The 24,508-nt window shown below is 65.0% G+C and carries 32 protein-coding genes; 1 reads left to right on the top strand and 31 read right to left on the bottom strand.

The features are described 5' to 3' along the window. The coding region (locus tag ACK4IU_RS16155) for a S9 family peptidase (RefSeq protein WP_409737061.1) at window positions 1-1,685 on the top strand (1,685 nt) is incomplete at its 5' end. A gap of 25 nt (window positions 1,686-1,710) precedes the next feature. On the opposite strand, the gene ACK4IU_RS16150 is transcribed toward ACK4IU_RS16155, so the two are convergent. The 31 genes from ACK4IU_RS16150 to rpmC form a co-directional block, all read right to left on the bottom strand. Beyond that, window positions 1,711-2,478, bottom strand: coding sequence for an amino acid ABC transporter ATP-binding protein (locus ACK4IU_RS16150; protein ID WP_409737058.1), 768 nt, complete (start codon window positions 2,476-2,478; stop codon window positions 1,711-1,713). 9 nt (window positions 2,479-2,487) lie between these two features. Continuing rightward, entirely contained in the window at window positions 2,488-3,945 is a 1,458-nt protein-coding gene (locus ACK4IU_RS16145; RefSeq protein WP_409737055.1) for an amino acid ABC transporter permease, read from the bottom strand. A gap of 1 nt (window position 3,946) precedes the next feature. Then, window positions 3,947-5,224 (bottom strand): amino acid ABC transporter permease, encoded by a 1,278-nt coding sequence (locus ACK4IU_RS16140; RefSeq protein WP_409737053.1) that lies wholly within the window; start codon window positions 5,222-5,224, stop codon window positions 3,947-3,949. A 131-nt stretch (window positions 5,225-5,355) separates the two neighbouring features. Continuing rightward, window positions 5,356-6,372 carry an amino acid ABC transporter substrate-binding protein gene (locus tag ACK4IU_RS16135; RefSeq protein ID WP_409737050.1) on the bottom strand — a complete coding sequence of 339 codons (1,017 nt, stop codon included), beginning with the start codon at window positions 6,370-6,372 and terminating at the stop codon, window positions 5,356-5,358. Between the two features lie 234 nt (window positions 6,373-6,606). Further along, window positions 6,607-7,314: an ATP12 family chaperone protein gene (locus tag ACK4IU_RS16130; protein ID WP_409737047.1), complete on the bottom strand. Its 708-nt coding sequence runs from the start codon at window positions 7,312-7,314 to the stop codon at window positions 6,607-6,609. Next, a complete protein-coding gene (locus tag ACK4IU_RS16125; protein WP_409737044.1) occupies window positions 7,311-8,354 on the bottom strand; it encodes an RluA family pseudouridine synthase in 1,044 nt (347 codons plus the stop codon). Before ACK4IU_RS16125 ends, ACK4IU_RS16130 begins: the two co-directional genes overlap by 4 nt. Next, window positions 8,351-8,725, bottom strand: a complete 375-nt coding sequence (gene crcB, locus ACK4IU_RS16120; RefSeq protein ID WP_409737041.1) for a fluoride efflux transporter CrcB — start codon at window positions 8,723-8,725, stop codon at window positions 8,351-8,353. Before crcB ends, ACK4IU_RS16125 begins: the two co-directional genes overlap by 4 nt. A gap of 298 nt (window positions 8,726-9,023) precedes the next feature. Beyond that, on the bottom strand, window positions 9,024-10,334 hold the full coding sequence (locus tag ACK4IU_RS16115; RefSeq protein ID WP_409737038.1) for a replication-associated recombination protein A: 1,311 nt from the start codon (window positions 10,332-10,334) through the stop codon (window positions 9,024-9,026). Between the two features lie 30 nt (window positions 10,335-10,364). Beyond that, window positions 10,365-11,747, bottom strand: a complete 1,383-nt coding sequence (locus ACK4IU_RS16110) for a trypsin-like peptidase domain-containing protein (protein ID WP_409737035.1) — start codon at window positions 11,745-11,747, stop codon at window positions 10,365-10,367. 92 nt (window positions 11,748-11,839) lie between these two features. Continuing rightward, a complete protein-coding gene (locus tag ACK4IU_RS16105; protein WP_409737032.1) occupies window positions 11,840-12,010 on the bottom strand; it encodes a hypothetical protein in 171 nt (56 codons plus the stop codon). A gap of 50 nt (window positions 12,011-12,060) precedes the next feature. After that, complete coding sequence (locus ACK4IU_RS16100) at window positions 12,061-12,672, bottom strand: autoinducer binding domain-containing protein (RefSeq protein ID WP_409737030.1); 612 nt, start codon at window positions 12,670-12,672, stop codon at window positions 12,061-12,063. 89 nt (window positions 12,673-12,761) lie between these two features. Beyond that, entirely contained in the window at window positions 12,762-13,349 is a 588-nt protein-coding gene (locus ACK4IU_RS16095; RefSeq protein ID WP_409737027.1) for an acyl-homoserine-lactone synthase, read from the bottom strand. Window positions 13,350-13,401: 52 nt separating this feature from the next. Beyond that, the gene (locus ACK4IU_RS16090) at window positions 13,402-13,995 is read right to left on the bottom strand and encodes an autoinducer binding domain-containing protein (RefSeq protein WP_409737023.1); all 594 of its coding nucleotides are present in this window, start codon (window positions 13,993-13,995) and stop codon (window positions 13,402-13,404) included. Between the two features lie 196 nt (window positions 13,996-14,191). After that, on the bottom strand, window positions 14,192-14,602 hold the full coding sequence (gene rplQ, locus ACK4IU_RS16085; RefSeq protein WP_409737020.1) for a 50S ribosomal protein L17: 411 nt from the start codon (window positions 14,600-14,602) through the stop codon (window positions 14,192-14,194). A gap of 135 nt (window positions 14,603-14,737) precedes the next feature. After that, window positions 14,738-15,754, bottom strand: a complete 1,017-nt coding sequence (locus ACK4IU_RS16080) for a DNA-directed RNA polymerase subunit alpha (RefSeq protein ID WP_409737017.1) — start codon at window positions 15,752-15,754, stop codon at window positions 14,738-14,740. Between the two features lie 122 nt (window positions 15,755-15,876). Beyond that, window positions 15,877-16,272, bottom strand: coding sequence for a 30S ribosomal protein S11 (gene rpsK, locus ACK4IU_RS16075; RefSeq protein ID WP_149589297.1), 396 nt, complete (start codon window positions 16,270-16,272; stop codon window positions 15,877-15,879). A gap of 12 nt (window positions 16,273-16,284) precedes the next feature. Continuing rightward, entirely contained in the window at window positions 16,285-16,653 is a 369-nt protein-coding gene (rpsM, locus tag ACK4IU_RS16070) for a 30S ribosomal protein S13 (protein ID WP_149589298.1), read from the bottom strand. A 179-nt stretch (window positions 16,654-16,832) separates the two neighbouring features. Further along, a complete protein-coding gene (locus ACK4IU_RS16065; protein ID WP_409737013.1) occupies window positions 16,833-17,483 on the bottom strand; it encodes an adenylate kinase in 651 nt (216 codons plus the stop codon). Between the two features lie 3 nt (window positions 17,484-17,486). Then, a complete protein-coding gene (secY, locus tag ACK4IU_RS16060) occupies window positions 17,487-18,857 on the bottom strand; it encodes a preprotein translocase subunit SecY (RefSeq protein ID WP_409737010.1) in 1,371 nt (456 codons plus the stop codon). A gap of 102 nt (window positions 18,858-18,959) precedes the next feature. Next, on the bottom strand, window positions 18,960-19,439 hold the full coding sequence (gene rplO / locus ACK4IU_RS16055) for a 50S ribosomal protein L15 (protein WP_149589301.1): 480 nt from the start codon (window positions 19,437-19,439) through the stop codon (window positions 18,960-18,962). A 366-nt stretch (window positions 19,440-19,805) separates the two neighbouring features. Continuing rightward, a complete protein-coding gene (rpmD, locus tag ACK4IU_RS16050) occupies window positions 19,806-20,003 on the bottom strand; it encodes a 50S ribosomal protein L30 (protein ID WP_135449746.1) in 198 nt (65 codons plus the stop codon). Window positions 20,004-20,005: 2 nt separating this feature from the next. Next, entirely contained in the window at window positions 20,006-20,578 is a 573-nt protein-coding gene (rpsE, locus tag ACK4IU_RS16045) for a 30S ribosomal protein S5 (RefSeq protein ID WP_409737005.1), read from the bottom strand. Between the two features lie 109 nt (window positions 20,579-20,687). After that, a complete protein-coding gene (rplR, locus tag ACK4IU_RS16040) occupies window positions 20,688-21,047 on the bottom strand; it encodes a 50S ribosomal protein L18 (protein ID WP_409737002.1) in 360 nt (119 codons plus the stop codon). 11 nt (window positions 21,048-21,058) lie between these two features. Next, window positions 21,059-21,592 (bottom strand): 50S ribosomal protein L6, encoded by a 534-nt coding sequence (gene rplF / locus ACK4IU_RS16035; RefSeq protein WP_409736999.1) that lies wholly within the window; start codon window positions 21,590-21,592, stop codon window positions 21,059-21,061. Window positions 21,593-21,602: 10 nt separating this feature from the next. Next, the gene (gene rpsH / locus ACK4IU_RS16030) at window positions 21,603-22,001 is read right to left on the bottom strand and encodes a 30S ribosomal protein S8 (RefSeq protein ID WP_149076681.1); all 399 of its coding nucleotides are present in this window, start codon (window positions 21,999-22,001) and stop codon (window positions 21,603-21,605) included. A 12-nt stretch (window positions 22,002-22,013) separates the two neighbouring features. Next, on the bottom strand, window positions 22,014-22,319 hold the full coding sequence (gene rpsN, locus ACK4IU_RS16025) for a 30S ribosomal protein S14 (protein WP_149076682.1): 306 nt from the start codon (window positions 22,317-22,319) through the stop codon (window positions 22,014-22,016). A 19-nt stretch (window positions 22,320-22,338) separates the two neighbouring features. Continuing rightward, a complete protein-coding gene (rplE, locus tag ACK4IU_RS16020; RefSeq protein ID WP_409736995.1) occupies window positions 22,339-22,899 on the bottom strand; it encodes a 50S ribosomal protein L5 in 561 nt (186 codons plus the stop codon). Then, window positions 22,899-23,204, bottom strand: a complete 306-nt coding sequence (gene rplX / locus ACK4IU_RS16015; RefSeq protein WP_149589307.1) for a 50S ribosomal protein L24 — start codon at window positions 23,202-23,204, stop codon at window positions 22,899-22,901. Before rplX ends, rplE begins: the two co-directional genes overlap by 1 nt. Further along, complete coding sequence (gene rplN, locus ACK4IU_RS16010) at window positions 23,204-23,572, bottom strand: 50S ribosomal protein L14 (protein WP_023666245.1); 369 nt, start codon at window positions 23,570-23,572, stop codon at window positions 23,204-23,206. The genes rplX and rplN overlap by 1 nt, the downstream gene beginning before the upstream one ends. A 59-nt stretch (window positions 23,573-23,631) precedes the next feature. After that, the gene (gene rpsQ, locus ACK4IU_RS16005) at window positions 23,632-23,871 is read right to left on the bottom strand and encodes a 30S ribosomal protein S17 (RefSeq protein WP_374437201.1); all 240 of its coding nucleotides are present in this window, start codon (window positions 23,869-23,871) and stop codon (window positions 23,632-23,634) included. An 11-nt stretch (window positions 23,872-23,882) separates the two neighbouring features. Beyond that, complete coding sequence (gene rpmC, locus ACK4IU_RS16000) at window positions 23,883-24,083, bottom strand: 50S ribosomal protein L29 (protein WP_409736990.1); 201 nt, start codon at window positions 24,081-24,083, stop codon at window positions 23,883-23,885. Window positions 24,084-24,508: the final 425 nt, after the last annotated feature.

Below are 24,508 nucleotides of genomic sequence, written 5' to 3'. Positions count from 1 at the left end.
TCGACGGCTCCGCCCCGCCGCGCATGCTGACCGACGGGCAGGACCACTACCTCATCCGCGACGTGGCCCCGGATGGCAGCCGCCTGGTCCTGGCCCAGTCGCTGAACGCGAACGAACACGACCACCTCCTGATCCTCGACCGCAGCACCGGCGCGCTGGAGCAGATCACGCCCACGCAGGACACGCACTACGTCTATGGCGGCGCGCTGTCGCGGGACGGAGCTTCGGTCTTTTTCCTCGCCGATTTCGACTATGCCACGGGCAAGGTGACCCAGGGCGCCTGGCTCTGGCGGCAGGACCTGGCGACCGGCCGGCGGACCTGCCTTGCCCGCGCCGACAGCCCGCCGCATTTCTACGTCGGCCCCCAGCTTTCGCCTGACGGCACCCGGCTTCTGTGGCACCGCAGCGACCGCGCGCCGGGGGGGTATCAGCTCTGGCTCGTGCCCGTCGCGGGCGGCGTGGCCGTGAAGGTCCTTGACCTCGGCGAGAAGAACAACGTGCTGGCCGCCTGGGCAGACGACGACCGCATCGGCTTTGCCTGCGACCACGAGGGGCGCGACCGGCTGGGCGTCCTGACGCTGTCCACCGGCGCGCTGGACTGGCTGGCCGGGGAGCCCGGGCTATTCCCGCATTCGGTCCTCGCTGGCACCGGCGCGGACTTCGTCTGCATCCACCATGTCGAAAGCCGCACCCGCGCCGCGCTGGTCGGCCCTTCCGGCATCCGCCCCCTGCCGAACCGCTCGGGCCGCCGCAGTCTTCTGCCCTATGCGGCGCTCCCCGGCGGCGGCTGGCTGGCCGAGGCCTACGACGCCGACGCCCCGCACGAGCTGGTGGCCGTGGCGGCGGACGGCACCTGCCGCAGCATCTGGCGCGCCTCGCCCGAACCGGCCCGCCGCCATGTCGCGCCGCAGGACTTCCGATGGACCGCGCCCGATGGCCGGCCGATGCAGGGCTGGCTCTACCGCCCGGAAGGAAGACCCAGGGGCCTGATCGGCTATGTCCACGGCGGGCCCACCTGGCATTCCGAGGACTGGGTGAACCCGAAGATCCAGTTCTGGGTCGCCTGCGGCTATGCCGTGCTCGACCCCAACTATCGCGGCTCGACCGGCTTCGGCTACGCCCACCGCGAGGCGGTGAAGGAGGACGGCTGGGGCGGGCGCGAACAGGCCGACATCCGCGCCGGGCTTGAGGCGGCGCTGGCCGCCGGCCTCCCCGGCCCGGTCGCGGTGGCGGGCAATTCCTACGGCGGCTTCTCCAGCTGGTTCGCCATCACCCGCCACGCCGACCTGGTGACGGCGGCGATCCCGATGTGCGGGATGTACCGGCTGGACATCGACTACCACGCGACCGAGATGCCCCACGGCCGCGCCTATTCCGAAGAGATGATGGGCGGCACCCCGGACGATTTCCCCGAAAAATACGCCAACGCCTCGCCGGGCCGGTTCATCACCTCGATCCGGGGGCATGTGATGATCGTGCACGGGCTGGCGGATTCCAACGTCGGGCCGGAAAACACCCATGCCGCGATCCGCGACCTGACCGCCGCCGGAATCCCGCACGAGGTGCTCCTCTTCCCCGACGAAGGCCACGGCGTGTTCCGGCGTCGCAACGTCGAGACCTACCTGCGGCAGAGCGCAGGGTTCCTCGGTCGCGCCTTCCGCGCCGGAATGCGGCCCGGCGGCTGAACCCGCGACCGCCGCCGGCCCGGACCTAGTGCCCGAGGATCTGGCTGAGGAACAGCTTGGTCCGATCGCTCTTCGGGTCGGTGAAGAACTCGCGCGGCTCGTTCTGCTCGACGATCTGACCCTGGTCCATGAAGATGACCCGGTTCGCCACCGCCTGGGCAAAGCCCATCTCGTGCGTGACGCAGAGCATGGTCATGCCCTCCTCGGCCAGCTGGATCATCGTGTCCAGCACCTCCTTGATCATCTCGGGGTCAAGGGCCGAGGTCGGCTCGTCGAACAGCATGATGCGCGGCTTCATGCACAGCGACCGCGCGATGGCCACGCGCTGCTGCTGGCCGCCCGACAGCTGTCCGGGATACTTGTTCGCCTGCTCCGGGATCTTCACCTTGCGCAGGAAGTGCATCGCCGTCTCTTCGGCTTCCTTCTTCGGCACCTTGCGGACCCAGATCGGCGCCAGCGTGCAGTTTTCAAGGATCGTGAGGTGCGGGAACAGGTTGAAGTGCTGGAACACCATCCCGACCTCGGACCGCACCTTGTCGATGTTCTTCAGGTCGTTCGTCAGTTCCGTCCCGTCCACGATGATCTGGCCCTGCTGGTGTTCCTCCAGCCGGTTGATGCAGCGGATCAGCGTCGATTTCCCCGACCCGGACGGCCCGCAGATCACGATCCGCTCGCCGCGCTGCACCGTCATGTTGATGTCGCGCAACACGTGGAACTGGCCGTACCACTTGTTCATGCCGGTGATCTGGATCGCGACCTCGTCCGAGATCTGCATTTTGGAAGCTTCAGCCATGATGTGTCCTTACCGGTGGTCGGTCTTCAGCTTGCGCTCCAGGTACATCGAGTACCGGGACATGCCGAAGCAGATTACGAAGAAGATGGCGCCGACGAAGATGTAGGGTTCCCAGTAGATGCCCTTCCAGTTGATGTCGGCGCGGACGATCTGGGTGACGCCCTTCAGCGGGTCCATCAGGCCGACGAAGGCGACCAGCGTAGTATCCTTGAAGAGGCCGATGAAGGTAGAGACGATCGAGGGGATCGAGATCTTCAGCGCCTGCGGCAGGATGATGAGCCTTTGCGCCCGCCAGTAGTCGAGGCCCAGCGCATCCGCCGCCTCGTACTGGCCCCGCGGCAGGGCGGCGAGCCCGCCCCGGATCACCTCGGCCAGGTAGGCGGCGGCGAAGAAGGTCACCAGGATGATGACGCGCAGGATGATGTCGAAATTCGTCCCCGGCGGCAGGAAGTACTGCAACAGAAGCGAGGCGGTGAACAGGAGCGTGATGAGCGGCACGCCCCGGATGAACTCGATGAAACCCACGGACAGCGTCTTGACGATCAGCATGTCCGACTGGCGGCCAAGGGCGAGCAGGATGCCGATCGGCAGCGAAAAGGCGATGCCAGTAACCCCGATCACGATGGCCAGCAGGAAGCCGCCGAAAAGGTCTGACCGGACCGCCTCGATGGCGAAGGGCAGCGCGGCTTGCAGCCGCTCGGCAATCGCATGGTCGATGTAAAGCCACCACAGCGCCGCCGCCACGACGCCGGCCCCGGCGGCAGGCGCCAGGCCGATGAAGGGCGACCCGAACCGGAACACGGCGTAAAGCACGCCGAAGCCCGCCATGGCCACGATCGGCGACCAGATCGACCCGCCCCACAGCAGCCAGAAGCACAGGGCCGGGAAGATCAGCGTGAACCACAGAAGCCTGCCCGGAGCCACCTGCGCCACGACCAGAAGGCCGGCCACCAGCAGCAGCGACAGGGCAAAGGCCACGCCTGGCGCCCCCGCGAGGTAAAGCGTGATGATGAGATAGGCCAGCACCCCGCCCAGGATCAGCGTCAGGTTGCGCTTCTGCCCGGCGAACAGCACCGGGGCCAGGGCGGCGAACAAGAGCCCGAAGGCCAGCACCGGCCGCCACCATTCCGAGGGCGGATAGAAGCCGAAGATGAACTGGTGCCAGCGTTCGCGGACCATGGCCCAGCAGGCGCCGGTTGCGCCCTCTCCGGCGCTGGCCGCCACTATCTCGCGGCACTGGCCCAGGGACGAGGCATTCCAGACCGAATTCAGCCACCAGGGCAGCGAGGCCGAGACCAGCCACCAGACGATCAGGACGCCAAGCACGGTCAAGGCGATGTTCAGCGGCGAGGAGAACAGGTTCTCGCGCATCCATTTCACCGCGCCGCGCTCGCCCACCGGGGGCGGCGCCGGCGGCAGCATGCTGTCGCGGACGTAAGTGACGGTTTGGGCGTGCGTTTCGCTCATCTCAGCGCGCCTTCAGCTGGACGGTTCGGTTGTAGAGGTTCATCAGCGCCGAGATGATCAGGCTGATCGACAGGTAGATCAGCATCATCAGCAGCATGCACTCCAGCTCGCGCCCCGTCTGGTTCAGGGTGATCCCGCCCAGCGTGCCCCGCAGGTCAAGGTAGCTGACCGCGATCCCCAGCGAGGTGTTCTTGGTCAGGTTCAGGAACTGGCTGATCAGCGGCGGGATGATGACCCGCAGCGCCTGGGGCAGGATGATCAGGCTCATCGTGCGGTTCGGGCGCAGGCCGAGGGCGAAGGCGGCCTCGGTCTGGCCCCGGCTGATCGCCAGGATGCCTGCCCGCACGATCTCGGCGATGAAGGCCGCGGTATAGAGAGACAGCGCGATCAGAAGCGCGGTGAAACTGTGCGCCACCAGGATGCCGCCCTGGAAGTTGAAACCCTTCAGCTCCGGGACCTCCAGATGCAGGCCCAGGGCGAATTTCAGCGCAATGACCGGACCGAACAGGATCAGCAGCGACTTCCACCAGGTGACGGGTCGGTCTCCCGTCGCCTCCTGCACCGCCTTGGCATGGGCCAGCAACCGGCGGTTCGCCCAGACCGAGGCGATGATGACCGCGATGAAGGCGAGAAGGTTCAGGCTGATCGGCAGGAAGCCGATCTGGATCGACCCGAGACTGCGGTCGAACAGCGGCGCGGGGATGTTGGTTCCCCGGTTCGTCACGGCCACCGTGTCGAACAGGATCATCGAGGCCTTTGGCTCCTCGCCCGCCGCGATCATCTCGTCCGTGACGCGGAAATCGCGTGGCTGGGGCGTGGTCTCGGACAGGATGACGTAGGACAAGAGGATCCACAGCAGCAGGGGTACGTTGCGGAACACCTCGACATAGACCGTCATCAGCCGCCCGATCAGCCAGTTGTTCGACAGCCGCAGCACGCCGATGATGACGCCAAGGATGGTGGCGAAGACGCAGCCCCAGAAGGCGACGACCAGCGTGTTGACCAGCCCGACCAGAAGCGCGCGGAAATGGGTGTCGTCGTTCGAATAGGGGATCAGCTGCTGGCCGATGTCATAGCCCGCGCGCTGCCAGAGGAAGTCGAAGTTGAACTCCTTCCCCCGCGCCGCCAGGTTCTGCGCGGTGTTGTTCAGAAGCCAGGCCACCGCCATGGCGAACAGCACCAGCACCACGATCTGGATCGTGTAGGACCGGTAGCGCGTATCGTAGATGAGCATCGAGAGCCGAAAGCCATCTTTCGGCGCGTCCGAGGCAAAAGCCATCGTTTCCCCCTGTTTCCTGGAAAGACGGCCCCGGGTTTTCCCGGTGGCTGCGGGGTCGGTGCCCCTGGTCAGTCAGGTTGTTCGTTCAAGATGGAAAGCGGGGGCGCCCTGCGGCGCCCCCGGATCCGGGATCAACGGAAGGGCGGGGCGTATTGCAGGCCGCCCTGGGTCCACAGCGCGTTCAGGCCGCGGGCCAGGTTGATCGTGGTGCCTTCGCCGATGTTGCGGGCGAAGATCTCGCCGTAGTTGCCGACCGAGGCGATGGCGGTCTTGAAGGCGTCGTTGCTGACGCCCATCTTGGCGCCCATGTCGCCCGACACGCCGAGGAGACGCTTGACTTCCTCGTCCGTGGTCGAGGCCGCGACCTCGTTCACGTTGGCCGAGGTGATGCCCTTTTCCTCGGCGATCAGCAGCGCATAGTAGGACCAGCGCACCACGTCACCCCACTGGCTGTCGCCGTTGCGGACGACCGGGCCGAGCGGTTCCTTCGAGATGATTTCGGGAAGGATGATGTGGTTCTCGGCATCCGGCATGGTCGCACGGCTGGCGGCCAGGCCCGAGGCGTCGGTGGTGTAGGCGTCGCAGGCCCCTGCCAGGTACTGGCGCTGCGCCTCCGAGTCGTCCTGCACCGTGACCGGCTGGTAGCTGATGTTGTTCTGCTTGAAGAAGTCCGCCAGGTTCAGCTCGGTCGTGGTACCGGTCTGGATGCAGACGGTCGCGCCGTCCAGTTCCTTGGCCGAGGACACGCCGAGGTCCTTCTTCACCATGAAGCCCTGGCCGTCGTAGTAGTTCACGGCCACGAAATCCAGCGCCAGCTCGGTGTCGCGCGAATAGGTCCAGGTCGAGTTGCGGACCAGCACGTCCACCTCGCCCGACTGCAGCGCGGTGAAGCGGGTCTCGCCGGTGGTCGGCAGGAACTTCACCTTGGTCGCGTCACCCAGGACGACGGCCGCGATGGCCCGGCACAGGTCGACATCGAAGCCGGTCCAGTTGCCGCTGGCATCCGGAGCGCCAAAGCCCGTCAGGCCGGTGTTGGACCCGCAGATCAGCTCGCCCCGCGCCTTGACGTCGTCGAGGGTTCCGGCCAGCGCCATGCCCGAGACGAGCGCGGTGGCCGCGAACGCGCCGAAGAATACGGATTTTCTCATTCTTACCTCTTCCTGAGTAAGTGACCCTTCGCGGATCACGATTATGCAGCGCGATCCTGTCGCGCAGTTTCTTGTGCAGGCGCAGTCGTGCCCCCGCTGTCGGCCAGTTTCGACGAAAGCGCTTTTGTTGGTCAAGCGGCCTCTGGCGAATTCGGGAAAAATGCCTGTTTTCGTCGGGTTAGAGCAGCCGAACAGCCTTGCGACCCGGCCTTGCACAGGATTTGGGCAATCCTGTTACCCACACAATCCATAGAATCGGTCCGCCAGCAGGAAAGCCGAGTGCTTGCGCCGGGCAACATCCGCCGCCTCCTCGTCCTGGCCCCATTGAGAAACCTGCCAGTCCTCGTCGATGCGCGACAGCCGCCAGGCCTCGTCCACGCCCAGCCGGCCCCGGGTCAGCGCCAGCGCCAGGACCAGCGACCCGGACAGCGCGACAAGGTCATGGAAGGCCGCGAGGCGGAAGGCCGTCATGCCGCCGACGAGGTCCCGCAGAGCGGCAAGGCTCGTCTCCGGCTGCGCCACATGGACCACGCCCGCCGTGGTCCGCAACGGCGCGCCCAGAGTCGAGGCGCACCAGTCCAGCAGCGGATCCCAAGCCTCGGCCTGCCGCCTCACCAGCGCCTCCGGCCCCTCGGCGCGGTAGCACAACAGGTCGCTGCCGCCGTAATCCCCGACCATCCGCGCGATCACGTCGAACTCTGGCGCCACCGTGTCGATCGCCGAATTCGCCATGCGGGTGAAGGGCATCGAGGCCGGATCGACCCTGTCGCCCTGCGCCTGCCATTCCGCCGCCACCGCCTCGGCCAGGGCGGTGGTCGGCAGGACCAGCAGCGCCTTGCGCGGCGTGCGCAGCGGGCGGGTGTCCAGGTGCACGGCAAAGCCGCCCTCGGCCGGGACGGCGCTGGCCGTGGTCCAGAACCGGCGCGGCGCCCATTCGCTCACCGGATCACCTCGAAGGGATCGGCGGGCACGTCGTCTTCCTTCCAGTCCAGAAGCTTCCAGGTCCGCGCCATGTGCTCGGGCAGGGGCGCGGTGAAGGTCATCTGCTTCTTCAGGATCGGGTGTTCGATCGTCAGCGACCGCGCATGCAGGTGCAGCTTCTTCGACAGCTCGCCCCCGGTGCCGGCCCCCCAGCCGTCGCCCAAGTTCTCGGCCTGGCTGCCGCCATACTTGCCGTCGCCCAGGATCGGATGCCCGATCCCGGCCATGTGCGCGCGCAGCTGGTGGGTGCGGCCCGTCACCGGCTCCAGCGCCATCCAGCTGAGGCGCGAGCCCAGGAACCAGAGCGTGAAATAGTCCGTATGGGCGCGCTTGGCCTCGGGGTGCTCGGCCATCTTGGCGGGATGGACGCAGAGCATCTTCTCGCCCTCGCCCCCCCTGCCCCGGCCCGGAGCCTTTTCCAGCGCGAACTTGATCGACCCCTGGCGCGGATGCGGGACGCCCGCGACAACGGCCCAGTAGATCTTGCGCGCATTGCGGTGGCGCAGCGCCTCTGACAGCGCGCGCGCCACGCGGTCGGTCCGCGCCAGCAGCAGCACTCCCGAAGTGTCCTTGTCCAGCCGGTGCACCAGCTTGGGCTTGTCCTTGTAGCCGAACTTCAGCGCCTCGGCGAGACCGTCCACATGCCGCTCGCCCTGCCCGCTGCCGCCCTGCGAGGGCAGGCCGGCGGGCTTGTTGAGGACGATCAGGTGCTCGTCCTTGTAGAGCACCGCCGCCTGGATCATCTTCGCATCCGCCGCGCTGATCCCGGCCGGCCGCGCCTCTGGCGGCGGGCCTTCCGCCGGCAGGGGCGGCACCCGGACGACCATGCCCGGCGCAACCCGGTCCGAGGCCTTGACGCGGCCCTTGTCCACCCGCAGCTGACCCGTCCGGCACAGCTTTTCCACCGCGCCCTGGGTCAGGTGCGGAAAGCGGCGGCGCAGCCACTTGTCCAGGCGCTGCTCGCCCTCGTCCTCGGTCACGGTCAGGAACTGGACGCTCATGCCAGTGCCCGCGCGATCGCAAGGCCCGCGACGATCGCCGCCAGCGACAGGACGACCGACAGCCCGACATAGACCGCCGCCATCACATGATCGCCGCGCTCCCACATGGTCAGCGTGTCCAGCGAGAAGGCCGAGAAGGTGGTGAAACCGCCCAGGATCCCGGTCATCAGGAAGGGTGCATAGTGCATGCCGCCCTTGCGGCCAAGAACGACCACGATGACGCCCATCAGGAAGGACCCGACCACGTTCACGATCAGCGTCTGATAGGGAAAGCCCGGCCCGATCCAGCGCATCACTCCGACGTTGGTCAGATGGCGCATGCTTGCGCCGATGGCCCCGCCAAGGGCGACCTGGATCAGGTTCAGGAACATGCCCGTCCTTTGCGTCCGGGCAAGGCGAATGTCAATGCGGCGCATGGGGACACGGCCCCCATTTGCGGCCACGCGCGGCGATGTGCCCCCCTGCCACCGAGTCGCGGACCATGGTTAACCGCCTCTGCGACCGACGCGCGTATGGACAGATGCCAGGCGGATGCCAGACAGAAAGCAGACCATCGACTTGTTCGAAAAGTGCAAGGATTAACCCAGCGATTCAAGGGGTTATCCGCGTGATGCTCCGCCCCGGCGGACCCTGCCGCCCGCAACCCCTTCACCTTGCGTTACCCGGGGATCACCCCTCCTGCCGCTTGGCCCGAAGCTTGACGAAATACTCCACCCGCTTCTTCAGCTCGCGCTCGAAGCCGCGTTCGGGGGGCAGGTACCAGACGGGGCGCTTCATGCCTTCGGGAAAGTAGTTCTGCCCGGAAAAGCCGTCCTCGGCGTCGTGGTCGTAGGCATAACCCGCGCCATAGCCCTGCTCCTTCATCATCCGGGTCGGGGCATTCAGGATATGCTTCGGCGGCATCAGGCTCCCCGTCTCGCGCGCGGCGGCGCGGGCGGCCTTGTAGGCGCTATAGACGGCGTTCGATTTCGGGGCGAGCGCAAGATAGACCACGGCCTGCGCCAGCGCCAGTTCGCCCTCGGGACTGCCCAGGCGTTCATAGGTCTGCCAGCCGTCCAGGCAGACCGCCTCGGCCTGCGGGTCGGCCAGGCCGATGTCCTCGACCGCCATCCGGGTGATCCGGCGGGCGAGGAAACGGGGATCCTCGCCCCCTTCCAGCATCCGCGCGAACCAGTAGAGCGCCGCATCCGGATCGCTGCCCCGCACCGACTTGTGCAGGGCGGAGATCAGGTTGTAATGCTCGTCCCCCGCCTTGTCGTACTTGGCCGCCCGCCGCATCAACCTTTGGGAAAGCTGGTCTCGGGTAAGGCTGTCATCGACGGTCCACGCCGCCACCTGCTCGATGAGGTTCAGAAGCGCCCGCCCATCCCCGTCCGCCATCTCCAGAAGCGCCTCGCGCGCCTCGCCCTTCAGGGGCAGCGCCCGGCCCAGTTCCTTCTCTGCTCGCTGCGCCAGACGTTCGAGGTCGGCCAGCGACAGCCGCTCCAGCGCGATCACCTGCGCGCGCGACAGCAGGGCCGCGTTCAGTTCGAAACTCGGGTTCTCGGTCGTCGCGCCGACCAGAAGGATCGTGCCGTCCTCCATGTGCGGCAGGAACCCGTCCTGCTGCGCCTTGTTGAAGCGGTGGATCTCGTCCACGAACAGAAGCGTCCCCTTCCCGTTCTGGCGCCGCAGCTTCGCCGCCTCGAATACCTTGCGCAGCTCGGGCACCCCGGTGAAGATCGCGCTGATCTGCACGAAATGCAGGTCGGTCTCATCGGCCAGAAGCCGGGCGATGGTGGTCTTGCCCACGCCCGGCGGCCCCCAGAGGACCAGCGAGGACAGCGATCCCGCCGCCAGCATCGCCCCAAGGGGACCATCGCGCGAGAGGACCTTCTCCTGCCCGATCACCTCGGACAGCGCCTTCGGCCGCAGCCGGTCGGCCAGCGGGCGCGGGCCGCTGTCGGGTCGGGCATAGGGCATGTCGAAGAGATCGGCCATGGCCGCAGTGTAGCCGGGCAGGCTGCCGGACTAAAGCCGGAAGCGCAGGCGGAAGGGCTGGCCCTGGCGGATCAGGTCGATCTGCCAGAGCCGGGCCGGCTGGCGTGCCGCCTCCAGCGCCTCTGCGGGGGTGGCGACAGCCATGCCATTGATCGCCACCAGCACGTCGCCCGCCTGCAAGCCGATGTCATAGGCCAGATCGGCGGCTTCCATCACCGCGACACCGCTTGCGGACAGGGGAAGTCGCAACTCGCCGATCACCGCGGGATTGATCCGTGCCAGCGTGGCGCCGCGCAGGATCACGTCTTCGGACACGGTGAGCGTCTGGCGATCCGGCGCGTCCGGCGCCGGTCCCAGAACGACCTCTGCCTCGGCTTCGGTGCCCTCGTGAATGAACCTCACGCTTTGCGGCCCCGGCCCCAGAACCGCGAGACGATACAGGAATTCCTGCGGCGTGTTGATCGCCGCGGCACCCAGGGCCAGAACCACGTCGCCCTCGGCTAGGCCGGCCAGGGCGAAAGGACTTTGCGGATGCAGCGCCGTAATCATCACCCCGATGGGGCGATCCATCCCAAGGGCCTCGGCGAAGGATCCATCCACCTCTTGCGCCATCATCCCCGCCCAGGGTCGCTCAAACCGGCTCTTCCCGGCCTTTGCCTGCGCAACCACGGCGGCGACCAGATTGGAGGGGATGGCAAAGCCGATCCCGTTCGACCCGCCGCCGCGCGTCAGGATCGCCGTGTTGATCCCGACCAGCCGCCCCGCAACATCCACCAGCGCGCCCCCGGAGTTGCCCGGATTGATCGGCGCATCGGTCTGCACGAAATAACCCGTCCCATCCCCCACCTGCAGCGCCGAGCGGGCCAGCCCGGACACGATCCCGGAACTGACCGTCTGGCCCACGCCAAAGGGATTGCCGATCGCCAGCACCAGATCGCCGACCTGCAATGCATCGCTGTCGCCGAACTCCAGCGCGGGCAGCGGCTCTTCGGTCTCGACCTTCAGGACGGCCAGGTCCGCCTGCGGATCGTCGAGCAGCACCCGCGCGGCGAACTCTTGCCGGTCGGCCAGAACGACCCGGATGTCGGTCGCCTCTGCCACGACATGATGATTGGAAACGACGATCCCGTCGGGCGACACGATCACGCCCGAGCCCAGCGAGTTCTGCACCCGCTGGGGGCCGGCAAAATCCTGGAAGAACTGGTCGAAGAACGGATCTCCGGCGAAGGGATTTGCCCGATCCCGCACCTGCTGGCGGACGTAGATGTTCACCACGGCCGGGGCGGTCTCGCGCACGACCGGGGCGAAGGACAGCGTGATGTCCCCGGCGCTGCCGGGCACGACCGTTTCGGCGCGCACCAATGCAGGCGCAGGGACGAGAGAGAGGCAGAGAAGAAGCAGCAAAGGACGCATCAGGGACCTCCGGCGACATTGCCATCCCTATCTGGGACCATCAGGGCAGCGAGGCAACCCGGAACGCTCCGAGTCGCGCTCCGCGGGTCCCTTCAGTGGCGCGCGCCCGGGAGATCCATCTCTACCACCTGACTCTCGATCTCGTCGATCACCAGAACCGGGCCCATCGCCTTCATCTCGACATCCACACGGTCCGCCCAGCGCGGCCCGGTCGCGGACAGCAGCGTCGGGCAATACGTCGCCCAAAGCGTCGTGGTCCGCATGGTGTCCTCCTGCAGTGTTGGGTCAAGTCGCAACCTTGCAGGAGACGTAGTCAGATCAGACGGCTGTCCTTCGCGCGCTGGATCGCCTCGGCAGTCGTCCGCGCCAGCAGGCGCTCGCGGGCAGAACTGATCCGCGCCTTCAGCGCGCTTTCCGAGATTCCCAGCTTTTCTGCCGCTGCAACAAACCGGTCGCCCCCTGCGATGCATCGCAAGGCCCCGATCTGCGCCTCGGTCAGGGCCTCCGCCGGTGCGCTCAATTCGTGCATGCGCTGCACCGAGCGTTCCAAATTGACGAGCCCATCATCTTGAAACTCGCGGTCGTGCCGGGCGAAACTGGCAATCGTACGCGAGTTTATGAGACCCACCGAGACAGTCGCACCGCAGTTCAATCCATATTGCGCAGCTTCCCGGAACAGCCCGCAAGGATCCGGCAGGTCCGGATCGCTCCACCTGATCACACCAGTACGGGAGAGCGCCCAGACCATCACCGGGTCACGCAGAACATAGCCGTTCTCGGTGTAATGTTCGATCCAACGCCGGTCGTAACTGTGGAATGTCAGTATCGGCGAGGTGAAACGAATGTTGAGACCGATGAAGTAACCCGCGATCGCAACCCCGGCCACATGTCGCAGCTCTGCGCCGATACTTGTTCGTCTGCTCATGTCCCTACAGCATGCGCAACACCACCGCTCAGCCATAGCGTGTCAGGCGAACCAATCCAGTCTTGTCTTGACCAGCATGATCGGGGCGCTCAATGCATGTTCGGCGCCATGTTGATCGTGACGCACACGCAGTCGAGACCATCGAAGTTCAGGATCGGCCCTACCGGCTCGCATTCCAGCCCGACGCGGCGACCGATCCGGCGCGAGGCTTCGGGAATCAGCCCGAGCACCGAGGTGGCGCCCAATGCCCGTGCGGCATTCACCATTTCCTGGCGCAACTGCAACTGGACCCGCAGGCGCATTGACGCCGGAACGGATTCGGATACGAAGACGCGGCTGCTTTCCCAGATGTTTTCGGCAACCGGGGCAGGGTAATTCAAGAGGTTGGCGGGAATCGTCTCCAGAAGGCCACGCTGCGCATCGCGGATCATGTAGCTGTAGATGCCGCATTTGTGGGTGGTAGGCGTCAGCCGGATGCCTGCCAGGACCTCACCGCCCTCATGCACTGCCACCCAGCGGCTGGCGGGCGTGTCGTACTGGTCGAACTCCATCCCGTTCGACTGCGGCAGATCCCACTTGTTGTGCTGGATGAAGGCGCGATGCCGCGCCCGGAACATGTTGGCGAACAACTCGCCATGGTTGTGCAGGTTCTCGTACGAGAGAGTGGTAACTTCCATAGCGGTCTCCTTCTGCTTGATCCTTGGACAATCAGAGGGAAACATCACAAGCTTACAGCAAACGGTATTCGCGCGCCTTCTTGAGAGCCTCGGTCGCAGTCCGGGCCTCCAGTCTGATTCGAGCCGAATTCAGTCGTGCCTTGAAGGCGCTTTCCGATATCCCCAGTTTTGCTGCGGCAGCAGAGTGACGGTCCCCATTTGCGATACATTGTAGCGCTTCGATTTGCGCCTTGGTCAGTTCCGAAGGAGGCTTCGCGGCGATATGCAGGCGCGCGGTGATATCGGCGAGACGCTCCATCTCCGAATCGGTGAACTCGCGGTCAGACCTGGTGATGCCAGCCATCGATCGCGAGGTGATCGGGCCATAGGACGATACGGCCCCGTATTTCATTCCGAAGGTTGCGGCCTTCTTCAGCAGTTCGAATGGATCCGGCAAGGGAATCTCGCTCCAGCGTCGGGTTCCGGCAGTTCCGATTCCCCAGAAAATCACCGGATCGCGCAAATAGTAGGAATGCGAGTTGTAGTATTCGACCCAGTCGGCCGGATACCGGCTGTGGTAGATCAGCGGACTGGCAAAGCGGATGTGAAGCCCGACGGCGTAGCCCTCAGGCGCCAGCTCGTTCAATTCTTCGTACAGTTCGGTCAATCGTTTACTCTGCGACATCGGCAAAAGGTTCCTTACCGGCTCATGTTCAACCTTGAGTGTAAAATTTCAAGACGGTCATTGCGTTACCCTGACGAATTAGCGTCATACGGTCGCAGGCCCGCATCAGTTGCGGCCAAAATGGCGAAGACCCGCCAGGGTTGACGGGCCTTCTGTTAGGTTCAGTCAGAGCCTGAACTCAGTCTTCGGCAGCTTCAAGCCGCGCACGGTCACCGGCACCCTTGGCCGAAGTGTCGCGATCGACGAACTCGATGATCGCCATCGGCGCCATGTCGCCATAGCGGAAGCCGGCCTTGAGGATACGGACATAACCGCCCTGACGGTCCTTGTAGCGCGGGGCCAGCACGTCGAACAGGCGCGTGACATGCATGTCCTGCTTGAGAGCCGCAGCCGCCTGGCGGCGGGCATGCAGGTCGCCGCGCTTGGCCAGCGTGACCAGCTTCTCGACGATCGGGCGCAGTTCCTTGGCCTTGGGCAGGGTGGTCTTGATCTGCTCGTGCTCGATCAGCGAGCCGGCCATGTTGGCGAACAGCGCCTTGCGGTGTTCGTGGGTGCGGTTCAGGCGGCGATAGCCGCGGGCGTGACGCATGATGATCTCCTAGACGTCGTTTTGCTTTGTGTTGCCGCCCGTGCGTTGCGGGCGGCGTCGTTGGGGCGGGATGCCCATGGTTTCCCCGCACGACGCGGGCATTTGACGCAGGGTGCGCTACAGCGCACCGTAGCTTCAGAACTGGTCCTCGAAGCGCTTGGCCAGGTCCTCGATGTTCTCCGGCGGCCAGCTTTCGACATCCATGCCGAGATGCAGACCCATGCCCGAGAGCACTTCCTTGATCTCGTTCAGCGACTTGCGGCCGAAGTTCGGGGTGCGGAGCATTTCCGCCTCGGTCTTCTGGATCAGGTCGCCGATATAGACGATGTTGTCGTTCTTCAGGCAGTTGGCCGAACGGACCGAAAGCTCCAGCTCGTCCACCTTCTTCAGGAGGAGCGGGTTGAACTCCAGACCCGAATCAATCTCGCCGACCTTGGCGGCTTCCGGTTCCTCGAAGTTGACGAAGATCGACAGCTGGTCCTGCAGGATGCGCGCGGCATAGGCGACCGCATCCTCGGGCGTCAGCGAGCCGTCGGTTTCCACCTTCATCGTCAGCTTGTCATAGTCCAGCACCTGTCCCTCGCGGGTCGGGGTCACTTCGTAGCTGACCTTCTTGACCGGCGAATAGATCGCGTCGATCGGGATCAGCCCGATGGGCGCATCCTCGGGGCGGTTCTTGTCGGCCGAGACATAGCCCTTGCCGGTGTTCACGGTCAGCTCCATGAACACGTCCGCGCCTTCGTCGAGGTGGCAGATCACATGGTCCTTGTTCAGGATCTCGATGCCGTTCGATTCCGAGATGTCGCCGGCCGTCACCACCCCCGGCCCCTTGGCCGAGATCGACAGCCGCTTCGGCCCCTCGACCTCCATCTTGATGCTGACGCCCTTGAGGTTCAGCACGATGTCGGTCACGTCCTCGCGCACGCCGGCCACCGAAGAGAACTCGTGCAGGACGTTGTCGATCTGCACGCTGGTGATGGCCGCGCCCTGCAGGGACGACATCAGCACCCGGCGCAGCGCGTTGCCCAGCGTCAGGCCGAAACCGCGCTCCAGCGGTTCGGCGATGACGGTCGCCACGCGCGCAGCATCGGCCCCCGGCTTCACGACGAGGTTCGCGGGTTTGATGAGTTCCTGCCAGTTCTTGTGGATCATTCTGAAGCCCCTATTCTTGTCCGCTGCCGATGTCCGAAAGCCGGCGGACGCCCGAGGATCGTAAACGACGAAAACCGGGCCGCGAGGGGTGATCCCCCCACGGCCCGGCCGAAATCAATGCCTTAGACGCGGCGACGCTTCGGCGGACGGCAGCCGTTGTGCGCCAACGGCGTCACGTCGCGGATCGATGTGATCTGGAAGCCCACGGCCGCGAGGGCGCGCAGCGCCGATTCACGGCCCGAGCCGGGGCCCTGCACTTCGACTTCCAGCGTGCGCACGCCGTGTTCCTGCGCCTTGCGGCCAGCGTCCTCGGCGGCCATCTGCGCGGCGTAGGGCGTCGACTTGCGCGAGCCCTTGAACCCCATGGTGCCCGAGGACGACCACGAGATCGCGTTGCCCTGAACGTCCGAGATCAGGATCTTGGTGTTGTTGAACGACGAGTTCACATGCGCCACGCCGGCGGCGATGTTCTTGCGTTCTTTCTTCTTGCCGCGGACAGCCTTGGTATCGCGTGCCATCTCTCAGCCCCCTTATTTCTTCTTGCCGGCAATGGCCTTCGCGGGGCCTTTGCGGGTGCGGGCGTTGGTGTGCGTGCGCTGGCCGCGGACCGGAAGGCCCTTGCGGTGACGGAGGCCCCGGTAGCAGCCCAGGTCCATCAGACGCTTGATGTTCATCGTGACTTCGCGGCGCAGGTCGCCTTCGACGGTCAGGTTCGCGTCGATGTATTCGCGGATCGCCAGCACTTCGCTGTCGGTCAGCTGGTTCACGCGACGGGCGCGGTCGATCTTGAGCGCCTCGCAGATCGTCTCGGCCGTGTGCGGCCCGATCCCGGTGATGTAGGTGAGCGCGATCGGAACCCGTTTCGCGGTCGGAATGTTGACGCCAGCAATACGTGCCAAACGTGTCGTCCTTCTTCGTTGCGGTTCCGTAGTTCCAGAACCTTTTTTCACAACACCGCACGGGCAGCGGGCCCGGCGATACGAACCTCCAAAAAGGAAGGCCCGCAAGGCGATTCCATTGCGGGACGCCGTGCATTAGGGGCTTTTGCGAGGGGCGTCAAGGCCGCGAGAAGGGTTTTTCAGGCTTTGTCAAGAACCGATGCGATCGCCTGCGCAACGACCTCCACGTCGGCGAGGCCGTCAACGGCGGAAAGCTGCCCCTTGGCATAGTAATAGCCGATCAGCGGCGAGGTCTTCTTGTAGTACTCCATCAGACGGGTCTTGAGGGTTTCCTCGTTGTCGTCTGCCCGCCGCTTCAGGTTGGTGGACCCGCAAGCGTCGCAGATGCCGGCCACCTTCGTCGGATGGGTCACGTCGTGATAGACCGCGCCGCAGGTGCCGCAGGTGAAGCGGCCGGTGATCCGGGCGACCAGCGCCGCGTCGTCCACCTGCATCTCTATCACCGCGTCAAGCCGCTGACCGGTGCGCGCCAGCAACTCGCCCAGCGCATCGGCCTGCTTCAGCGTGCGCGGGAAGCCGTCGAAGATGAAGCCGCCCTTGGCGCCGGTCTTAATCTTGTCCTCGATCAGGCCGATGACGATCTCGTCCGTGACCAGTTCGCCGCGCGCCATGATGCCCTCGACGCGCTTGCCCAGCTCGGTGCCCTTGGCGATCGCCTCCTTCAGCATGTCGCCGGTGGAGAGCTGCACCATGCCGCGCGTCTCTTCCAGTCGCTTGGCCTGGGTTCCCTTGCCCGCGCCGGGCGGCCCCAGGAGGATGACGTTGGCCATGGATCAGCGCCGCGCCGGGGCCTTGGGCGCCGTCTTGGCACCGGGCTTCTTGCGTCCGCGCAGCTGCGACTTCTCGATCAGCGCCTCGTACTGGTGCGCCAGAAGGTGCGACTGGACCTGCTGGATCGTGTCCATCGTCACCGAGACCACGATCAGCACCGAAGTTCCGCCGAAGTAGAACGGGATGCCGACGCGGCTGATCAGGATCTCGGGCAGAAGGCAGACCGCCGCAAGATAGGCCGACCCCAGCACCAGCACGCGGTTCACGACATACTCCAGATATTCCTCGGTCTTCTTGCCGGGGCGGATGCCAGGGACCGAGGCGTTCTGGTTCTTCAGGTTCTCGGCCACTTCGTCCACCTTGAACGAGACGTTCAGCGTGTAGAAATAGGCAAAGAAGACGATCATCCCGGCCAGGAACGCCAGGTGCAGCGGCTGGCCGTAGCCAAGGTTCGCCGCGAGCCAGGACAGGACCGGGTTGGTGGTCGAGCCCGAGAAGGTGCTGATCGTCGTCGGCAGAAGCAGGATCGACGAGGCGAAGATCGCCGGGATGACGCCCGCCGGGTTGACCTTGATCGGCAGGTGCGACGAGCCGCCCTCATAGACCTTCATCCCCACCTGCCGGCGCGGATAGAGGATCGAGATCTTGCGCAGTGCCCGCTCCATGAACACGACGAAGGCGATGACCACCACGACCATCACGATCACACCCAGGATCACCGGGGTGGACAGCGCGCCCGATTGCCCTTGCGCGAAGAACTGGGCGATGGCGGCGGGGATCTCGGCCACGATGCCGACAAAGATGATGAGAGAGATGCCGTTGCCGATGCCGCGGGCGGTGATCTGCTCGCCCAGCCACATCAGGAACATCGTGCCGCCGACCAGGGTGATGACGCAGGAGGCGACGAAGAAGAGGCCCGGATTATGGGCAAGACCACCGGCCTGGATCGACATGGCGATGCCGTAGCCCTGCAGGATCGCCAGCGCCACCGTGCCGTAGCGGGTGTACTGGTTCAGCTTCTTGCGGCCCTGCTCGCCTTCCTTCTTCAGCTGCTGCCAAGGCGCATACATCGTGCCCAGAAGCTGTACGATGATCGAGGCGCTGATATAGGGCATGATCCCCAGCGCGAAGATCGCCATCCGGCTGACCGCGCCGCCGGTAAACAGGTTCAGCATCCCGCCGATCCCCTGCCCCGCCTGCTGCATGAACTCTCGCAGCGCGTCCCCGTCGATGCCGGGAACCGGAATGAAGGTGCCGAGCCGATAGACGATCAGGAGGCCGATCGTGAAGAAGATACGCTGGCGCAGGTCGGTCGCCTTGCCAAGCATGCCCCAGCTGAGGTTCGCGGCCATTTGTTCGGCAGCAGATGCCATGTCAGGTCTCTTTCAAGCCAAGCGCCGCCGGACCGTTTTCCGGTTCGGCGGCGCGGGAAAACTGGGTGCTGATGTAAGCGACCTTGCGGCCGCTCACAATGCTTATTCAGCCGCAGCCGCCACGGGTGCCAGGAGCGTGACCTTGCCGCCCGCCTTCTCGACCGCTTCGACAGCCGAGGCCGAGGCGCCGGTGACGGTCAGGTTGACCTTGGATTTCAGCTCGCCCTTGGCCAGCACGCGGATGCCGTCGCGCTTGTTCGAGGTGACACCTGCCGCGACCAGCGCGTCCTCGGTGATCTCGGCCTTGGCGTCCAGCTTGCCGGCGGCGATGAACTTCTCGATCATCCCGAGGTTCACGACCGCGTAGTGCAGCTTGTTCGGCTTGTTGAAGCCGCGCTTCGGCAGGCGGCGGTAGAGCGGCATCTGGCCGCCTTCGTAGCCACCCAGGGCGACGCCCGAGCGGGACTTCTGACCCTTGATACCACGGCCGGCGGTCTTGCCCTTGCCCGAGCCCGGGCCGCGCGCCACGCGCTTCTTCTTCTTGGCCGCGCCTTCGTTGTCGGCGAGTTCATGCAGTTTCATGTCGCTTCTCCTTGCCGGATGTGCCCCCGAAGCGAGAACGGGGCACCCTCGGCTTTTCTTGATTCTCATGGCCGGACTTGGCCACCGGGGGGCGATACAGCACGGGCCCCTGAAAAGCAAGGCCAAGGCTGCCCACGGTGGACAACCTTGCTTTTTCTCCATGTAATCAACGCCTTTCCGGATTCCGTTAGGGTGGTGTTTACCGTGGCAGAGTCGGGAATGGCCATGCAGGACGGACTTGTGGACGGACTTGTGGTCGAGGGGCAATTGCGGGTCGGCAATTCGCTTGACGGAACGGAAAACGCCCCCGCGTTTCCGCGAGGGCGTTTGATGTCGGTGCGGTGGGGTGGAACCCCACCCTACGGCTTAGCCGCGCTCTTCGATGATCTGGACCAGGTGGCTGATCGAGTTCACCATGCCGCGGACGGAAGGAGTATCCTCCAGCTCGCGGGTGCGGTTCAGCTTGTTCAGGCCGAGGCCCTTCAGCGTCGCGGTCTGGACGGCCGGACGGCGGGCGGCCGACCGGATCTGCTTCACGACGATGGTTTTCTTCTTGTCAGCCATGCTCAGGCCTCCACGGTTTCGGCTTCGGGCTTCCGAAGGATTTCTGCGACCTTCTTGCCACGACGCGACGCAACCTGACGGGGCGAGGTCTCGGCCTTGAGCCCGTCGATGGTGGCGCGGATCATGTTGTAGGGGTTCTGGCTGCCGATCGACTTGGCGACGACGTCCTGGACGCCCAGCATCTCGAACACGGCGCGCATCGGGCCGCCGGCGATGATGCCGGTACCTGCCACGGCGGTCCGCATCACGACGCGGCCGGCGCCATGGCGGCCTTCCATGTCGTGGTGCAGGGTGCGGCTGTCCTTCAGCGGCACGCGGATCATGCTGCGCTTGGCCTGCTCGGTCGCCTTGCGGATCGCCTCGGGGACTTCCTTGGCCTTGCCCTTGCCGAAGCCGACGCGACCGCGCTGGTCGCCGACGACGACCAAGGCTGCAAAGCCGAAGCGCTTGCCACCCTTGACGGTTTTCGAGACGCGGTTGATCGCGACCAGACGGTCGGCGAATTCCGGGGTTTCTTCGGGCCGGTTGTCGCGACGGTCGTCACGACGCTCCCGGCGGTTCTCACGTTCTGCCATCTGGCATATCCTTCGTGGTGGCACGCTGTGCCGTTAAAGCCAATCCTGGTGTCCCCGGTCTGGCCGGGGACCCGGATCATCGGGGTGGCCCGAAGGCCACCCGCCGAGATCAGAACTTCAGACCGCCTTCGCGGGCTGCATCGGCAAGCGCCTTGATCTTGCCGTGGAACAGGAAGCCGCCGCGGTCGAAGTAGCACTCTTCGACACCCGCCTTCCTGGCCCGCTCGGCAATCGCCGCGCCCACCTTGGCCGAAGCCTCGATGTTGTTCTTGCCGACCACGCCGAGTTCCTTCTCGAGCGAGGAAGCCGAAGCGATGGTCACACCCTTCACGTCGTCGATCAGCTGGACGCTGATGTTCTTCGAGGAGCGGTGCACCGACAGCCGCAGGCGGCCATGCGCGCTCGCCTTGATCTTGTTCCGGACGCGCAGGCGGCGCTTGAGGAACAACTCTCTCTTGTTGTTTGCCATGTTCGCCACCCTTACTTCTTCTTGCCTTCCTTGCGGAAGATATACTCATCCTTGTAGCGGATGCCCTTGCCCTTGTAGGGCTCGGGAGCACGCCATTCGCGGATGTTCGCTGCCACCTGGCCGACCTGCTGCTGGTCGATGCCTTCCACGACGATCTCGGTCTGCTTGGGGACGGACACGGTCACGCCCTTCGGCACCTCGAAGTTCACTTCGTGGCTGTAGCCCAGCGAAAGTTTCAGGGTGTTGCCGGCCATCGCGGCGCGGTAGCCGACACCCTGGATTTCCAGTTCCGACTTGAAGCCGGTGGAAACGCCGGTGACGAGGTTGTCGATCATGGAGCGGGTCATGCCCCACTGCTGGCGCGCGCGCTTGGACAGGCCACGCGGGGTCACCTTGATGGTGTCGCCCTCGATGGTGATCGTCACGTCGTCGCCCGCGGTGAACTTGCGGGTGCCCTTCGGGCCCTTCACTTCGATTGTCTGGCCGCTGATCGAGGCCGAGGTGCCCTTGACCAGGGTAACGGGTTTTCTGCCGATACGAGACATGGACCCCTCCTCAGAACACGGTGCAAAGCACTTCGCCGCCGACATTGGCAGCGCGTGCATTTGCATCCGACAGAACGCCCTTGGGGGTCGAGACGATGGCGACGCCCAGGCCGTTGCGGACCGAGGGAAGCTCGTTCACACCCATGTACACGCGACGGCCGGGCTTCGAGACACGCTTCACTTCGCGGATCACGGGCTCGCCTTCGTAGTACTTCAGGCTGATGGTGAATTCGCCCTGCTTGTTGGCGGTCTCGTTCTTCTCGTAGCCACGGATGTAGCCTTCCGAGAGGAGCACGTCGAGCACGCGGGCGCGCAGCGTCGAGGCGGGGGTCGTCACGGTGGACTTGCCGCGCATCTGGGCGTTGCGGATACGGGTCAGCATATCGCCGAGAGGATCGTTCATGGACATCTGATGCCTCCCTTACCAGCTGGACTTGACCATGCCGGGGATCTGGCCGAACGAGGCCAGGTCACGCAGCATGATACGGGACAGTTTGAGCTTGCGGTAATACGCATGCGGACGGCCCGTCAGCTGGCAGCGGTTGTGGATCCGCGTCGCCGACGAGTTGCGGGGCAGTTCGGCCAGCTTCAGAGTCGCCTTGAAACGCTCTTCCATCGGCTTGGACTGGTCGTTGATCACCGCCTTCAGCGCGGCGCGCTTGGAAGCATGCTGCTTCACCAGCTTGGCCCGCTTCACTTCGCGGTTCACCATGGATTTCTTTGCCATATCTCAGGTTCCTCGCGGCTTACGACGTGAAGGGCATGTTGAAATGCTTCAACAGCGCCTTGGCTTCCGCGTCGGTTTTCGCGGTGGTGCAGATGATGATGTCCATCCCCAGAACCTCGTCGACCTTGTCGAAGTTGATTTCGGGGAAAACGATGTGCTCTTTCAGGCCCATGGCATAGTTGCCGCGACCATCGAAGCTGGTGCCCTTGACGCCGCGGAAGTCGCGGACGCGGGGCAGAGCCACGTTGATGAGCCGGTCGAGGAATTCGTACATCCGGTCGCCGCGCAGGGTGACCTTGCAGCCCAAGGGCATTTCCTCACGGACGCGGAAGCCGGCGATCGACTTCTTGGCCTTGGTGATGACGGCCTTCTGACCGGCGATCTGGCCCAGTTCCTCGGCGGCCTGCTTCACCTTCTTGGTGTCCTTGACCGCTTCGCCGACACCCATGTTCAGGACGATCTTGTCCAACTTGGGGATCTGCATGTCGTTCTTGTAGCCGAATTCCGACTTCATCGCCGCGCGGATCCTGTCCGCATAGACGGCCTTAAGCCGGGGCGTGTATTTCGCTGCGTCGAGCATTACAGCACCTCCCCGGTGGTCTTGGCGTAACGGACCTTCTTGTCGCCTTCCATGCGGAAGCCGACGCGGGTCGGTTTGCCGTTCTTGTCCACGATGGCGAGGTTCGACAGGTCGATCGGCATCGCCTTCGGCAACCGACCGCCCTGCGAGGACGCCGACTGCTTGGTGTGACGGATCGCGACGTTCACGCCGTCGACGATGGCCTTGTTTTCCTTCGGCATGACGGCGGAAATCTCGCCCTTCTTGCCCTTGTCCTTGCCGGTGAGCACGACGACCGTGTCACCCTTCTTCAGCTTGGCAGCCATCAGAGCACCTCCGGAGCCAGCGAGATGATCTTCATGAAGTTCTTGGCCCGCAGCTCGCGCACGACCGGCCCGAAGATACGGGTGCCGACCGGTTCGCCCTGGTTGTTCAGGATGACGGCGGCGTTGCGGTCGAAGCGGATCGAGGTGCCGTCTTCACGGCGGACTTCCTTGGCGGTGCGGACGACGACGGCCTTGCGGACGTCCCCCTTCTTCACGCGGCCCTTCGGAATCGCCTCCTTGACCGACACCACGATGATGTCGCCCACGGAAGCATAACGGCGGTGCGAACCGCCAAGAACCTTGATGCACTGCACCCGGCGTGCGCCGGAGTTGTCAGCGACATCCAGATTCGTCTGCATCTGGATCATTTTTCAGTCTCCCGACCTTCAGGGACGCGCCCTGGGGTTTCGTTCGGAACCGGGGGGGATCAAGCCGAAGCTTCGGTCACCACGGTCCAGCGTTTCGTCTTCGAGATCGGCGCGCATTCCTCGATGCGGACCACGTCGCCGACCTTGAACTTGTTCTCCGCGTCATGGGCGCGGTATTTCTTCGACTTGCGGACCGTCTTCTGCAGCAGCGGGTGCTTGAAGCGACGTTCCACGAGAACGGTGATCGTCTGCTCGTTCTTGTCCGAGGTGACGACGCCTTGCAGGATGCGTTTCGGCATGACTTTACCCCTTACTTCGCAGCTTCGGCGGCTTTTTGGTTGAGAACGGTCTTGATGCGGGCGACGTCGCGGCGGACGGCACGCATGCGGGCGGTGTTCTCAAGCTGGTTGGTCGCTTGCTGGAAGCGCAGGTTGAAGGCTTCCTTCTTCAGCTGAACCAGGCTGTCACGCAGCTGGTCCGGCGTCTTCGAACGCAGTTCTTCGGCTTTCATGCCGGTCTTTCCTTTTCACAATCGCCAGTCGGCCCCTTGTGGGGTCACCGAGGACCTGGCGGATCAATGACAGACCGCCGACTCCGAGTCCCCCCGGAATCGCGGATGCGCCCGTATAGGGGGGAAGACGTCGGGGAGCAAGGGGGAAGTTGGGGGGGCTACGTTCTTCGTTGCAGGACCGGTTCCAGTGCTGCCATCACTAATGCTGGAACGATGAACAAGAGACCGGGCGCGGCTATGAGCAGACCCTGCCACCACTCCCAACCCATCACGTTGACTGCTCCGAAGTAGCTACCAATTGTAAGGGCTGTGTCCCAACGGTTGGTGTAGGAGGCCGCGCGCGGAGCCCCCGGCGTAGCGCAGCGCGCGGCCGGGTGTGACGCTGGCGGTCACCGTCGATCTTCGGAATAGGTTCGGGTTGCGAG

Source organism: Tabrizicola flagellatus (assembly GCF_046295235.1).
Lineage (GTDB): Bacteria > Pseudomonadota > Alphaproteobacteria > Rhodobacterales > Rhodobacteraceae > Tabrizicola > Tabrizicola flagellata_A.
Note: the sequence above shows the minus strand (reverse complement) of the source record. Positions and strands in the feature narration are given on the sequence as shown.

Excerpts from the sequence above, each read along its gene's own strand:
- crcB (WP_409737041.1), bottom strand. The coding sequence starts at position 8,725 with ATGTTCCTGAACCTGATCCAGGTCGCCCTTGGCGGGGCCATCGGCGCA.
- rpsQ (WP_374437201.1), bottom strand. The coding sequence starts at position 23,871 with ATGCCGAAACGCATCCTGCAAGGCGTCGTCACCTCGGACAAGAACGAG.
- ACK4IU_RS16115 (WP_409737038.1), bottom strand. The coding sequence starts at position 10,334 with ATGGCCGATCTCTTCGACATGCCCTATGCCCGACCCGACAGCGGCCCG.
- rplQ (WP_409737020.1), bottom strand. The coding sequence starts at position 14,602 with ATGCGTCACGCCCGCGGCTATCGCCGCCTGAACCGCACCCACGAACAC.
- rpmD (WP_135449746.1), bottom strand. The coding sequence starts at position 20,003 with ATGGCTGACAAGAAGAAAACCATCGTCGTGAAGCAGATCCGGTCGGCC.
- rpsN (WP_149076682.1), bottom strand. The coding sequence starts at position 22,319 with ATGGCAAAGAAATCCATGGTGAACCGCGAAGTGAAGCGGGCCAAGCTG.
- ACK4IU_RS16140 (WP_409737053.1), bottom strand. The coding sequence starts at position 5,224 with ATGGCTTTTGCCTCGGACGCGCCGAAAGATGGCTTTCGGCTCTCGATG.
- ACK4IU_RS16100 (WP_409737030.1), bottom strand. The coding sequence starts at position 12,672 with ATGAGCAGACGAACAAGTATCGGCGCAGAGCTGCGACATGTGGCCGGG.
- rplN (WP_023666245.1), bottom strand. The coding sequence starts at position 23,572 with ATGATCCAGATGCAGACGAATCTGGATGTCGCTGACAACTCCGGCGCA.
- ACK4IU_RS16110 (WP_409737035.1), bottom strand. The coding sequence starts at position 11,747 with ATGCGTCCTTTGCTGCTTCTTCTCTGCCTCTCTCTCGTCCCTGCGCCT.
- rplX (WP_149589307.1), bottom strand. The coding sequence starts at position 23,204 with ATGGCTGCCAAGCTGAAGAAGGGTGACACGGTCGTCGTGCTCACCGGC.
- rplR (WP_409737002.1), bottom strand. The coding sequence starts at position 21,047 with ATGGCAAACAACAAGAGAGAGTTGTTCCTCAAGCGCCGCCTGCGCGTC.
- ACK4IU_RS16105 (WP_409737032.1), bottom strand. The coding sequence starts at position 12,010 with ATGCGGACCACGACGCTTTGGGCGACGTATTGCCCGACGCTGCTGTCC.
- secY (WP_409737010.1), bottom strand. The coding sequence starts at position 18,857 with ATGGCATCTGCTGCCGAACAAATGGCCGCGAACCTCAGCTGGGGCATG.
- rplF (WP_409736999.1), bottom strand. The coding sequence starts at position 21,592 with ATGTCTCGTATCGGCAGAAAACCCGTTACCCTGGTCAAGGGCACCTCG.
- rpsE (WP_409737005.1), bottom strand. The coding sequence starts at position 20,578 with ATGGCAGAACGTGAGAACCGCCGGGAGCGTCGTGACGACCGTCGCGAC.
- ACK4IU_RS16145 (WP_409737055.1), bottom strand. The coding sequence starts at position 3,945 with ATGAGCGAAACGCACGCCCAAACCGTCACTTACGTCCGCGACAGCATG.
- ACK4IU_RS16135 (WP_409737050.1), bottom strand. The coding sequence starts at position 6,372 with ATGAGAAAATCCGTATTCTTCGGCGCGTTCGCGGCCACCGCGCTCGTC.
- rplO (WP_149589301.1), bottom strand. The coding sequence starts at position 19,439 with ATGAAACTGCATGAACTCGCCGACAACGAAGGCGCGGCCAAGAAGAAG.
- ACK4IU_RS16095 (WP_409737027.1), bottom strand. The coding sequence starts at position 13,349 with ATGGAAGTTACCACTCTCTCGTACGAGAACCTGCACAACCATGGCGAG.
- ACK4IU_RS16150 (WP_409737058.1), bottom strand. The coding sequence starts at position 2,478 with ATGGCTGAAGCTTCCAAAATGCAGATCTCGGACGAGGTCGCGATCCAG.
- ACK4IU_RS16125 (WP_409737044.1), bottom strand. The coding sequence starts at position 8,354 with ATGAGCGTCCAGTTCCTGACCGTGACCGAGGACGAGGGCGAGCAGCGC.
- rpsK (WP_149589297.1), bottom strand. The coding sequence starts at position 16,272 with ATGGCACGCGATACCAAGGCTGTCCGCGGCAAGAAGAAAGAACGCAAG.
- rpsH (WP_149076681.1), bottom strand. The coding sequence starts at position 22,001 with ATGTCCATGAACGATCCTCTCGGCGATATGCTGACCCGTATCCGCAAC.
- ACK4IU_RS16065 (WP_409737013.1), bottom strand. The coding sequence starts at position 17,483 with ATGGCCAACGTCATCCTCCTGGGGCCGCCCGGCGCGGGCAAGGGAACC.
- rpmC (WP_409736990.1), bottom strand. The coding sequence starts at position 24,083 with ATGAAAGCCGAAGAACTGCGTTCGAAGACGCCGGACCAGCTGCGTGAC.
- ACK4IU_RS16080 (WP_409737017.1), bottom strand. The coding sequence starts at position 15,754 with ATGATCCACAAGAACTGGCAGGAACTCATCAAACCCGCGAACCTCGTC.
- rplE (WP_409736995.1), bottom strand. The coding sequence starts at position 22,899 with ATGCTCGACGCAGCGAAATACACGCCCCGGCTTAAGGCCGTCTATGCG.